The organism is Bacillus sp. z33, assembly GCF_058313615.1.
Window position 1 is genome coordinate 491,330 of record NZ_JBZFQN010000002.1, and the last position, 13,024, is coordinate 504,353.

Sequence of the window (13,024 nt, forward strand, 5' to 3'; positions counted from 1 at the left end):
GCATGCGTTTTGAAGAGTTAAATCTGACTGCGTTTGGTCATTTTACTGATTATCCGGTTACCTTTCAACCAAATCAATCTTTACACGTCCTGTATGGAAATAATGAAGCTGGAAAGAGTACTATGCTGCGTTCCATTACTCAACTCTTGTATGGCATTCCGCATAATTCTAAGGATTCATTTATACATCCCAATTCAAATTTACGTATAAAGGCCCGCCTATCCAATTCATCAGGTAACTCTTTGTCCTTCGTACGAAGAAAAGGAAAGTCAAAGACCATTCTTAGTGAAAACGGAGAAGCGTTACCAGACAATGTTTTATCACCGTATATAAATGTGTTGTCAGAGGAAACATTTCGAAATATGTTTGCACTCAATCATGAAACTCTGCGGGAAGGCGGAGAAGCCTTGCTAGAGTCAAATGGTAGCGTCGGAGAAAGTTTGTTTGCTGCGGCCTCTGGGATTAATGCAGTAAAGAAAATTATGCAAGAATTTGATTCGGCAAGTAAGGAATTATATAAATCAGGTGGCTCAAAACCAAGGATTAATGAATTATTAAAGAAAGAAAAAGAATTAGCTCGCCGACTTAATGATTCGCAAATGCTTGCCAGACAATGGAAGCAGCTGGAGGATGATTATCATCATGGTAAGAAACAGCTGGATGAATTAAGGGAGCAGTACCTCCAGGTAGACGCAACTCTAAAAAAATTATCCAAGCTAAACCAAGCTGCTCCGATTCTTATTGAAAGAGACACATTAATCGAGCAACAAAAGAGCTTCACTGAAATTCCGGATTTACCCAACGATTTTAATTTACAAAGAGAAAATGTATTAAATGAATTAAAACATTCTGATGAAAATGCTAAAATATCCCATACAGAAATAATGGCGCTCGAAGAAAAGTTAGCCAAACTGGATATCGATGAAAAACTTTTAACATGTGAGTCTATGATTCAATCTCTTTTCAGCCAAGTTGGTGCATACGAGAAAGAAAATAAAGACTTACATGTAAATGAGGCAAAGGCTGAGCAGGCGCTTAATCGGATGAACGATATTCTCATTAAGCTGGGCTATCGTAGTGTAGATAGTGTCAATATTGAGGATTTTAGAATTGCCATTTCTCGCAAAGAAAAGATCCGTATGCTTTATAAGCAATATGGGATCTTACATGAAACGATAAAAGAAATTAATAAACGACATGAAAGTTTAAGGGAAACTGTTGCATTAATGCGTGCGAAATGGGAAGGTTTTGGAGAGGTAAAGGATATTGCCAAGCTTAAACTTGTACTTGACCACGCCCAAATAGAAGGAAATATCGAAAAAACTATTGATGTTCTATCACAGGAAATAAAGGATCTTAAAGACAAAACAATGGAAGAGCTCAACTATTTACCACTATGGGAGGGTTCGATAGAGGAGTTTGATTCCTTTTATATTTCCATTTTAGAAGAAACCATTAATCAGTACATCGAGCAACTTGAAAGATTTAATGAAGATAAAACTAATTTGGAACGTGGTATTAAAGTTGAGAAAACGATTATTCTGGAAGCAGAAAAATCAATTGCTGAATTAGAAGCCTTGTCTGTTATTCCTACAGAAGATGATTTACAGAAAAGCCGTCAGATTCGTGACCGTGGTTGGAGCTTAATTAAAAATAAACTTAAAGGTGAAGTCATTGATCGTGAATTAATTGAGGATTACTGCAGCCAGCTTGAGGTAGAAGATAAATTCGAGCATGATTTGAAAACAACGGATGAGCTTTCAGATATTATGTGGAAAGAATCTGCAAAAGTGGGCATGAAGAATAAGTCTTTGCAGGATATTAAGAGATCAGAAACCAAGATTGCTACCGCAGAGACAAAACTTGAGTGCCTCAAAGATGAGATGAGTCAGTTTTTCCAGAAATGGAACGAGCTTTGGGAACCGTTCAGTATTGAGCCATTATCGCCAATTGAAATGAAAGAATGGGTAAGAAAATACACGGTTATTAAACAGAATCAAGGCGAATATAAAAAGAAACAGAAACTTTGGGATGAGCTGACAGAAAAACGATTAGCCATCAAAAGCCGCCTATACCTTGCCCTTTCTGAATTAACCGATGATCTAGATGCTCAAGTATCAGAATGGACTCTTACTGACTTAATCAGAGAAGCAAATAGGGTAATCCATTTAGCAACAGAGCGTATCAATGAGAGAAATTCGTTGGAAAAAGAGTGGAAGAGCAAGGCTGCTGATCTTAAACAAATCGAGCAAGAGGTTGCGAGTAAGCAAAGTGAGTTAGTCAATTGGCAAGAGGCATGGAAGGAAGCTACTAGCCCCTTGCAAGTTGAAAGACAGGCTTCAATTGATTACACATTGGAAATGCTTGATAAGTACAATGAATTGACAGCTACGTATGATGAATGGACTGATATTAATAGCAAAGCAAAAGCTGGCATTTTATTTGTCCGTGAATATTTAGACCATATCAGAATCGTAGCTGACACTTTACAGTTACCCGAACCTATAAATATCCAATCGTTTGTCTATGATTTAACCAATCAGTTGCAGGAGCAGAAAAAGTGTAAACAAAATCAACTCGAATGGAATGCGCAATTGGATAAACGAAAAAAAGAATATCGATTAGCGAAGGATAAGAAGGAGATGGCGCTTAATCGTCTTGATGAATTGTTACAGACAGCTCGTGTAAAGACTATCGAGGAAATGCAAATTATTGAAGATAAATATCGACAAAAGCAAAAGCTATCTGGAGAATTAATTAATCTGGAGAAGGTGTTACTTGAGATTGGCAATGGCTTATCGATTCAAGAAATGAAAGATGAAATAGATAAGCTTGATTTAGATTTTTTGGAAAGTCAAATGGCAGAATTGAAGACAGAGCTTGCCGATTTGGAAGAGAAAAGAACGGAGCAAAACCAAATCTTTGGTGTTTGCAGAAAAGAATATGAAGAAAAGATTAAGGGGAATTCATACGCAGCTGTTCAGTCCGCTGAAGAAAGAGAAAGTATTTTGGCTGAGCTGGCGGAATTGACCGATCAATATGTCCAAAAAAAATTAGCTACCTTTGTATTACAGAAGGGTATAGAATATTTCCGTTCTGAAAATCAAAATCCGATTTTAACAAAAGCATCAAAGCTTTTTGCGAAATTAACCTTGAACTCCTTTGAAGGGTTGACCGTTGATTATAATGATAAAGATGAAGAAGTGCTAATGGGTCTCAGAAATAATGAGAAAATTGGAATTGAAGCGATGAGTGATGGGACAAAAGATCAATTATATTTATCTTTAAGGGTTGCGAGTATTGAAAAATATTGTGAAGAAAATGAACCTATCCCATTTATCGTCGATGACATTTTAGTTCACTTTGATAATGACCGATCTAAGGTCACTTTATCGATCTTAAAAGATTTATCAAAAAAGACTCAAGTAATCTTTTTTACTCATCATTATCATTTAGTTCACTTGTTGGAGCAAACACTCGATGGAGAGGATTATCAAATGATACACATTCATAAAGAGGCAGTCCTGAATTAAATAAAGAAGACCAATTCATAAAGTGTGAATTGGTCTTCTTTCTGTTGGTTTCATTTGAGTATGAATTATTTTGTATTTTTCTGTTTCTCTGTGATTTCAGTGATTTTATTCATGTTATCCTGTAATTGAAGCTTTGTACTTGATTTACTTAAGAATTGATATAACATTCCTACAAAAATCGCTCCACCGACAATATTTCCTAAAGTAACGGGAATTAAATTGTAAATCGCATTTCCGATTGTAATGGTATCAGGGTGCGGTGATACTAAAGCAATAGAGAATAAAGATAAGTTCGCAATGCTATGTTCAAAGCCTGATGAGAAGAATAAAAATACGACTGCGATCATCATTCCCATTTTAGCTCCGTCACCTTTTACTTGGCTAGGCAAGTAACAAGCTAAACAAACAAGCCAGTTACAAAGGATCCCTTTAAAGAATAAAGCTGTAACAGATCCATGCATTTTATAGGATACAATTTCATGCATTAAATGCTCGTTTGGAATATGGCTAAATATGCCCGTAAGATAAAATAGAACGGCAAAGAAAATGGCTCCAACAGCATTCCCAAGATAGCAAGCGCCCCAGTTTCTGCCTAAATCTCTCAGTGTAACGGCATTACGCATATAAGCAACTGTGAAATAAGCGGTATTACCCGTAAATAATTCTGCACCGCCATAAATAATTAATATTAATGCGATACCAAAAAAAAGGGCAGGGAAAAGGTAAGCGAAAGGTGAATCGGCTACTCTGAAATATTCTCCTGTTCTGAAGCAGGTAATGATGACAAACCCTACAAATATTCCTGCCATCATTGCTCTCAAGAAATAATGAAGAGGGAAATGGTCTAACAATTTTTTCTTTTTATTGGCAAGGGCAACTAAATACTGTAATCCTTGTTCTTCCATGATGTTAAATCCTCCTGTGTTGAAAAAATGTCCATTTAATAAACTACTATGACTTCTTTAATTAATCAATAAGTTTGTGAAATTATTCACTTTTCTGATAGGCTTATCTATTCAAATAAGGTAAAACATGCTTAATCGTGTGATTATCTTCCATGTAATACGGGTATAGGAAGTATAAGGATGGTGATTATTTTGAAAAATAAAATCTTTAAAAGAATCATTGCAGCAGCTGCGCCACTTTTGATTAGTTATATTACAAAAAAAATAACGAAGAGAAAAAAATAGCGTAAGGGACGGGCATGATTGCTCGTTTTTTTTTTTTGTAAACTTACTTTGCCCCAATGATTAATAAAATACTTGTATGAACACGAATTGACTGTGATTCACTATATATGAGAAAATATGACTGTTTGATTAAAACTTATGGTTCGCCTATTCACATATTATTTTTTTACATGGTATATTTGATAAGATGTATTTAAGGACTCTAATAATATAAGGAATCACCATACTAGCGTATTTTGGGGATCAAGCAGCTATTCAAATTGTTTAGCAGGCTTTAAAGTATTGTTGGAAATTGTCAGGATATGAATAGTAGAAAGTTTCACTATATATAAAAGGATGGCTCACATGACTAATTTAAAAGAACAGATTGAATCAAGAAGGACCTTCGCAATTATTTCTCACCCGGATGCAGGTAAGACAACATTAACAGAAAAATTGCTGTTATTTGGAGGCGCAATCCGTGATGCGGGTACTGTAAAAGGACGAAAAACCGGCAAATTTGCGACAAGTGACTGGATGGAAATTGAGAAACAACGTGGGATTTCTGTAACCTCCAGTGTTATGCAGTTTGATTATAATGGGACACGTGTTAATATCCTTGACACACCTGGACACCAAGATTTCAGTGAAGATACGTATCGTACGTTAATGGCAGTGGATAGTGCGGTTATGATTATTGACGCAGCCAAAGGGATAGAAGCACAGACACTGAAATTATTTAAAGTTTGCCGTATGAGAGGTATTCCAATCTTTACATTTATTAATAAAATGGACCGACAAGGTAAATTACCGCTTGAGTTATTGGCGGAACTGGAAGAAGTACTTGGAATAGAGTCCTATCCAATGAATTGGCCAATTGGGATGGGTAAGGACTTCCTCGGTATATATGACCGTTATTATAACCGTATTGAGATGTTTAAAGCCGAGGATGACGAACATTATTTAAAATTAAATGAAGAAGGCGAAGTGGCTGGAGATCATTCAATTGTTGAATCTCCTTTATATGAGCAAACATTGGAAGAAGTTCTTTTATTAAATGAGGCAGGTAATGAATTTTCACGTGAAAAAGTAAAAAATGGTGAATTAATTCCTGTATTTTTTGGAAGTGCCCTGACAAACTTTGGTGTACAAACGTTTTTGGATACGTATTTAGAGTTTGCACCAAAGCCACAGCCAAGACCTTCCACCATGGGTCCAGTTGAACCGATTCAGGATACTTTTTCCGGATTCATATTTAAAATTCAGGCGAATATGAATCCTATGCACCGTGACCGGATTGCATTTTTACGCATATGTTCCGGGAAGTTTGAACGAGGAATGACTGTTCAATTAAGCCGAACTGGCAAGCCGATGAAACTTAATAATTCTACACAATTTCTTGCTGAGGAAAGAAATAATATTGCTGAAGCAGTAGCCGGAGATATTATAGGATTATATGACACAGGAACCTATCAGATTGGTGATACACTAACTTCGGGGAAAGAAGCGTTCTCATTCGAACGATTGCCACAATTTACACCTGAGATGTTTGTACGTGTAAGTGCCAAAAATGTGTTGAAGCAAAAGCATTTTCATAAAGGAATCCACCAGTTGGTGCAGGAAGGTGCCATTCAATTATTTAAAACGGTTGGGATTGAATCCTATATTCTTGGAGCAGTCGGACAGTTGCAATTTGAAGTATTCGAGCACCGTATGAAAAACGAATACAACACAGAAGTCATCATGGAAAGAATGGGTGACAAGATTGCGCGTTGGACAACAAATGAAAAAATCGATGAAAAGCTTTCAAGCTCAAGAAGTATTCTAGTCCGTGACCGCTATGATCAATATGCTTTCTTATTTGAAAATGACTTTGCTTTACGTTGGTTCCAAGAGAAAAACCCTTCTATCGAACTATATAATCCAATGGATCAGCATGAACGTTAATTAAGTTTAAGCAGGATTTTAACCCAGTAAGGGAAGAAATCCTGCTTTTTACTGTTCTATAACAATTAAATGTTGACATATTTTTCTAAATATTCTTAAAATAGGAAAAGAGGATGATAGGAGAGTGAAGAATGAAACATGTCTATTTTTTCACCGGTTTTCCAGGTTTTATTTCAAATCAATTAATAAGAGAATTAAGAAAACAGGATCAGTTATTTGATAAATTGATTGCTGTTGTACTGCCATCTGAATGGCATAAGGCTGTAAATGAAAGATTGAAAATTTTAAACGATCTTCATCTAGATGAAAAACAGTTTATTCTCATGGAAGGGGACATCACAAAACCAAATTTAAACATAAGTAAAAAAGAAAACGGTTTCAAAAAAGAAGATATTACTCATTTCTTTCACTTGGCTGCCATTTATGATTTAGCCGTCCCAAAAAATTTAGCCTATTCGGTTAATGTAGAAGGAACACGCAATGTAAATGAATATGTATTATCCCTTCCTAACTTAAAAAGATATACTTATTTCAGTACAGCCTATGTGGCTGGAAGGCGTGAAGGAAAATTATATGAGCATGAACTTATCAGGCCAGACCAATTCAAAAATTATTATGAAGAAACCAAATATGAAGCGGAAGTTCTAGTTCGGAAAATCATGCATCAAGTACCTGTTACAGTTATAAGACCAGGTATCGTGAAAGGAAACACATTGACTGGAGAAACCATTAAGTTTGATGGCCCATATTTTATATTAAATTTCTTGGACAGAATCAAGTTCCTTCCAATTATCCCCAACATAACAAAATCGACCTGTGTTATAAATTTGGTTCCTGTTGACTATATCATAAAGGCAACAGCCTATCTGACGTTGAGCCCTAAAGGTGCTGGGAAAACTTATCATTTAACGGACCCAAAACCTTATACGGTTACAGATATTTATAAGATGTTTATGAAAGAGTATAATGATAAGCAACCAATAGGTTATATTCCATTTGGAATGACCAAAATGGCTTTATCAATCAAACCCTTAAGAAAATTTTTGGGTGTGGAAGTAGAATCTCTCGACTATTTTACATGGAAAGGAGATTTTGACTGTACCCAGGCACAGGCTGATCTTGCTGAAGGGGGCATTAAATGTCCTGATTTTAAAGAGGGCGTGACACCAATGGTAGAATATTATAGAGCCAATAAGAATAATCGGGCATTTCATATAGCGATTACATAATTGAGGAGGAACAAATATGGAAGCCTTAAAAGAAAAAGTAAATGTATATGCACCTGCAACTGGGGAAGTAATTATGCAGTATGAAGAGACACCGGCAAGTTCTGCTGGTGAAATGATGAATAAAGCAAAAAATGCATTTGTTCCCTGGTCACAAGTAAACGTTGAAGAACGTCTACTCTATCTTAAGCAATTGAGATTGACTATTGTTGATAGGCTTGATGAGATAGCTGAACTTATTTCTAAGGATACTGGAAAAGTGAAAACGGATGCTTTAGTGGCTGATATTATGCCAACCCTGGATGCCATTAAGCACATTGAGAAACATGCCAAAAAGTCATTGAAATCTCAAAAAGTGAGTACGCCATTTTTGTTGATTGGTCACAAATCGAGTATTCACTACATGCCAAGAGGAGTTGTATTGGTTATATCTCCATGGAATTATCCGTTCCTTTTAGCGATGGTCCCTATTGTATCGGCACTTGCGGGCGGAAACACAGTTATTTTAAAACCATCTGAAGTTACTCCAGCAGTGGGTAAAATGATAGAAGGCCTATTTGAGGAGGCAGGGTTCCCAAAGGATGTCTTTCAGGTAGCGCATGGTGGTAAAGAACTTGGTTCTAGTCTGACTAAACAGAAACCAGATTATATATTTTTTACCGGTTCTGTTGCAACGGGGAGAATTATTCAGGAAATAGCAGCACGCGATCTCATTCCTACCACTCTTGAATTGGGCGGAAAGGATCCGATGATTGTGTTTAATGATGCTGATTTGAAGCGCGCAGCCCAAGCAGCTGTTTGGGGAGCTTTTACGAACAGCGGCCAAGTTTGCATGAGTGTAGAAAGGTTAATTATTGAGCGTGAAGCACTTGAACCTTTTTTACAGGAACTGTTACCCATTGTTAATCAATTAAAGCAAGGGAATGGCAAAGATTCAGATATTGGTTCTATGACCTCTATTCAGCAAATATCTATTGTAAGAGAGCATGTTGAAGATGCACTTGAAAAAGGAGCAACAATTCTAACCGGAGAACCGCCAGCGGAATGGGATGAAAATTCTATGTATATTAAACCCATCGTATTAACAAACGTCACAGAAGATATGCTGGTTATGCAGGAGGAAACCTTTGGGCCTATTCTGCCTATTTTAACTGTCGATACGGAAGAAGATGCCATACGTGCAGCTAATAATTCCAATTACGGTTTAAATGCCAGTGTTTGGACTACGAATAAGGAAAAAGGAAGAAACACTGCCAAAAGGCTAATGTCAGGTGCTGTCCTAATTAATGATGTATTAATAACAGTTGCCAATAATAATCTGCCTTTTGGAGGTGTTAAAGATAGTGGAATAGGAAGGTATCATGGAGATGAAGGCCTTCGTATATTTTGTCATGAAAAAGCGGTGATGGAAGATTTGGGATTCAAAAAATCAGAAATTCAGTGGTACCCTTATAAAGGGAAATATCAGCATTTCCATTCACTCTTAACTGCCTATTTTGGTAAACAGTCATCAATGATTACTGTGCTCAAGGAATATTTAAAACTTATTAAACTATCAAAATGAATTCGATTTTATAAGTTATTGCTTGCACTTCTAAATGGGAGCCAATATAATAAGGTATACAAACTTCATACAAACCTTTCAAAGGGGAGTAGCGTTAGGGAAACCTAAAACAAAGTCGTCATTACGTGGTTTTTTACCATCGGCTTTGTTGGCATCTAAACAATGTCTAGCAAGACCTTTGTCAAAAAGATACTTTTTTGGCATTGGTCTTTTTTGTTGGGTTGGAAAATTTAAGGAGGTAATTGGACTTATGGATTGGGCAATATTTATGGAGTATGCCTGGGTATTATTGGTGTTAGTTGGACTTGAAGGAATTTTGGCAGCCGATAATGCAGTCGTTATGGCTGTTATGGTTAAGCATCTTCCGAAGGAACAACAGAAAAAAGCATTATTTTATGGATTGATTGGAGCTTTCTTCTTTAGGATTGGTTCCTTATTCCTGATTTCCTTACTTGTTGATATGTGGCAAATACAGGCGATTGGAGCCGTATATCTGCTATATATTATGATTAATTATTTAGTAAAACACTACCTAATAAAATCCGAAGGAGAAAATGTTAAGGAAAGAAAGCAATCCGGTTTTTGGATGACTGTTCTGAAAGTCGAGGTAGCAGACCTGGCGTTTGCGGTTGACTCTATGCTTGCAGCTGTTGCTCTGGCTGTTACTTTACCGGAAGTTGGTTCTTTCCAAATTGGAGGCATTAATGGGGGACAATTCATCGTCATGTTCCTTGGAGGATTCATTGGTTTGGTCATTATGAGGTTTGCAGCAACACAGTTTGTTGTATTGCTGAACAAACGTCCATCCCTTGAGACAGCAGCTTTTCTTATTGTCGGCTGGGTTGGAGTGAAGCTTGCAGTCATGACTTTTGCACATCCAGGCGTTGCAATCATTGATCATCATTTCCCAGAGTCAACAACATGGAAACTCATCTTCTGGGGTGTACTAGTAGCAATTGTTGTCATTGGATTCCTTGTCTCAGGTAAAGATGTTAAAGCCAATAACCAAATTGATCAGGAAATGTAATTTAATAGTTGTATGATTACCGGAATACATGGTTTCTGCCAAGTATTCCGGTTTTTTAGTTCTGCGGGAAACCGGATAGGAGAGAACAGCAAAAAAGAAAAATACTGTAGACAAGGTCTCCCAAGGTACTTTGCTTACAGTCTAAAATGTCCGGTTTTGACCGGACATTTTTATGCCATTTATTTAGTTTTTCCGCCTAGTTGCGCTTGTGCATGTTTAACAAGCTGTTTTGTTATTTCTCCACCTACTGAACCATTTGCACGGGAAACCGTATCTGAACCTAATGTAACGCCGAATTCGGCAGCTATTTCATATTTATATTGATCAAGCATTTGTTGTACACCTGGTACCAATAATTTATTACTGTTGGACATTTCATTCACCTCACATTGCTATTACTGTGGACGTTATGATTCGTCCACATTTTTAATATGGATGAAAGCTATAATCTAATGCAGTTTATTGTATGGATGAATAGGCATGGTTTCCCTTTTAAGTAAGGAAGAAATTCTGCATGAAACTGAAAATTGAAACGGATACTAACAGAAAAGGAAAGGAGTGTCTAAAATGAAACGCAAGGCTGAAATGAATGCAGTTAATAAACTGAGTAAAACACCTAAAAAAAATCTGGAGGATACAGAGTTTTCCGCAGAATTTACACATGGTGAGAATCCTATGAAGGGGGCAAACCGTAATTCCAAACGTGGTAAACAAGGCAAATAAAAAAATAGAGACTCGACATCAGTCGAGCTCTATTCATTTTGTAAATACATCAGAATGTACATAAAAAAGCTTTGAACCGCCAAGTTTAGGATTGAAGTATGCAATCAACAAGGTCTGAGCCGTTATGATTTCGCCTGTTTCTAAATAATGCATCATATCAATGGAAAGTTCATCAATCAGTACATGCTTATAGAGTTCTTTTTCATTTAATTTCAGTTCTTTAAATTCTTCTCCAACCAAGTGAGGATTAGACAAAACAGCCTGATAAATAGGAGATTTCTCTGTCTTAGTCATAGAATATTCCCACCATGGTTTACGTGGTTTAAAGGTAAGTGGTGATAAATAATCCACTTTTAATAGTGATTTAAGTGTATCGAGATTCTGAGGATGCGTAACGCTGATAAATTCAACCAGGCGTTTAAATAAATCCTCCGGCTGATGACCGATACGGGACCAATTTTTTTTGTCCCAATAGCTTCCGAATTCCTGGAAGAAATCAAAGGGAGAGCTATAAACAGTGCTAACTATATACTCCATTCCCAGATCCAATCGATGATCATTCCAGTATTTCTCCAGTACATCCTCAACCTGCTTGATTTTTATGATATCGGAAAACGGCATTACATTATTGCTGACAATTTCATATGGGGCTTGATCCATATATTGATAATCCCATTGTTTAGCCTGAGTTCTCAAACCTGTACCTCGAAGCATTTTTAAAAAGCCTAATTGTAGTTCTTCTGGCCGCATTTCAAACACATCATCAAATGTTTTTCGGAAGGAGTTATAATTCTCTTCAGGTAGGCCCGCAATTAAATCTAGATGCTGATCTACTTTCCCGCCGTCTTTAATCATGGTGACTGTGCGTTTTAATTTGTCGAAGTTTTGTTTTCGTTTTACTAATTCATTCGTATAATCATTTGTTGATTGGACTCCGATCTCAAAGCGGAATAAGCCGGGAGGAGCTTCTTTGTTTAAGTATTCAATTACTTCAGGCTTCATAATATCCGCTGTAATTTCAAATTGAAAAACACAACCTGGTTCATGTTCTTTAATGAGAAATTCAAATATATCGAGAGCATAGCTACGGCTGATATTAAAAGTTCGGTCCATAAATTTAATCGTTCTTGCACCATTTTTCATCAGAAATCGAATGTCTTCTTTAATATCCTCTCTGTTAAAGAAACGAACGCCGGTTTCAATGGATGAGAGGCAGAACTGACAGTTAAAAGGGCAACCACGGCTTGTTTCAATATACGTAATCCGCTTCGATAAGTTAGGGATGTCCTCTTCAAATCTAAATGGTGATGGAATAGACTTTAAATCTACCTTTGGAGCAGCAGGTGTCAGGATAGGTTTTTCACCTTCAAGAAACGCTATTCCCTGAACACTGTGAAAGTCTTTATTGCCATCTATTTCAGCTATAAGATTTTTAAATGTGGCTTCTCCTTCACCTATTACAATAAAATCAGCTCCAGGTATGTCTTTAAGCCAGAAGAATGGATCGTATGTCACCTCTGGACCGCCAAGCACAATGTAGATATCCGGATTAATTTTTTTGAGTATCGTAATGACTTTTTTTATTTCTTCCATATTCCAAATATAACAACTAAAGCCAATGACATCTGGCTTTTGGTTATACAAGTCCGTAACGATGTTCATAACCGGATCTTTAATGGTGTATTCAATGATTTCTACATTATACTCCGGTGCTGCATAAGCTTTTAAATAACGAAGGGCTAAATTGGTATGAATATATTTGGCATTTAAAGTAGTTCCAATAATTCTCATGTATTTGTCATACTTCCTTTCACCGTTTGCTAACAATTCATATT

The 13,024-nt window shown here is 36.6% G+C and carries 9 protein-coding genes and 1 riboswitch; of the genes, 6 read left to right on the forward strand and 3 right to left on the reverse strand.

Going from position 1 to position 13,024, the window contains the following annotated elements:
• The first annotated feature begins 2 nt into the window (after positions 1–2).
• Positions 3–3,533 carry an AAA family ATPase gene (locus tag AC4G3L_RS09440; RefSeq protein WP_491076702.1) on the forward strand — a complete coding sequence of 1,177 codons (3,531 nt, stop codon included), beginning with the start codon at positions 3–5 and terminating at the stop codon, positions 3,531–3,533.
• Positions 3,534–3,598: 65 nt separating this feature from the next.
• On the opposite strand, the gene AC4G3L_RS09445 is transcribed toward AC4G3L_RS09440, so the two are convergent.
• Complete coding sequence (locus AC4G3L_RS09445) at positions 3,599–4,438, reverse strand: formate/nitrite transporter family protein (protein ID WP_491076703.1); 840 nt, start codon at positions 4,436–4,438, stop codon at positions 3,599–3,601.
• 630 nt (positions 4,439–5,068) lie between these two features.
• On the opposite strand from AC4G3L_RS09445, the gene AC4G3L_RS09450 reads away from it, so the two are divergent.
• The 4 genes from AC4G3L_RS09450 to AC4G3L_RS09465 all read left to right on the forward strand — a co-directional run bounded on the left by AC4G3L_RS09450 (position 5,069) and on the right by AC4G3L_RS09465 (position 10,466).
• The gene (locus tag AC4G3L_RS09450; RefSeq protein WP_491076704.1) at positions 5,069–6,649 is read left to right on the forward strand and encodes a peptide chain release factor 3; all 1,581 of its coding nucleotides are present in this window, start codon (positions 5,069–5,071) and stop codon (positions 6,647–6,649) included.
• A gap of 131 nt (positions 6,650–6,780) precedes the next feature.
• Positions 6,781–7,878, forward strand: a complete 1,098-nt coding sequence (locus AC4G3L_RS09455) for an SDR family oxidoreductase (protein WP_491076705.1) — start codon at positions 6,781–6,783, stop codon at positions 7,876–7,878.
• 16 nt (positions 7,879–7,894) lie between these two features.
• Positions 7,895–9,439, forward strand: a complete 1,545-nt coding sequence (locus tag AC4G3L_RS09460; protein ID WP_491076706.1) for an aldehyde dehydrogenase family protein — start codon at positions 7,895–7,897, stop codon at positions 9,437–9,439.
• Between the two features lie 71 nt (positions 9,440–9,510).
• A riboswitch (yybP-ykoY riboswitch) is annotated at positions 9,511–9,670 on the forward strand.
• Positions 9,671–9,689: 19 nt separating this feature from the next.
• Positions 9,690–10,466, forward strand: a complete 777-nt coding sequence (locus AC4G3L_RS09465) for a TerC family protein (RefSeq protein ID WP_491076707.1) — start codon at positions 9,690–9,692, stop codon at positions 10,464–10,466.
• 179 nt (positions 10,467–10,645) lie between these two features.
• Here AC4G3L_RS09465 and AC4G3L_RS09470 read toward each other — a convergent pair whose 3' ends face one another.
• Positions 10,646–10,840 (reverse strand): alpha/beta-type small acid-soluble spore protein, encoded by a 195-nt coding sequence (locus AC4G3L_RS09470; RefSeq protein WP_491076708.1) that lies wholly within the window; start codon positions 10,838–10,840, stop codon positions 10,646–10,648.
• 193 nt (positions 10,841–11,033) lie between these two features.
• On the opposite strand from AC4G3L_RS09470, the gene ykzP reads away from it, so the two are divergent.
• Positions 11,034–11,189, forward strand: coding sequence for a protein YkzP (gene ykzP / locus AC4G3L_RS09475; RefSeq protein ID WP_491076709.1), 156 nt, complete (start codon positions 11,034–11,036; stop codon positions 11,187–11,189).
• A gap of 33 nt (positions 11,190–11,222) precedes the next feature.
• On the opposite strand, the gene AC4G3L_RS09480 is transcribed toward ykzP, so the two are convergent.
• On the reverse strand, positions 11,223–12,980 hold the full coding sequence (locus AC4G3L_RS09480) for a B12-binding domain-containing radical SAM protein (RefSeq protein WP_491076710.1): 1,758 nt from the start codon (positions 12,978–12,980) through the stop codon (positions 11,223–11,225).
• Positions 12,981–13,024: the final 44 nt, after the last annotated feature.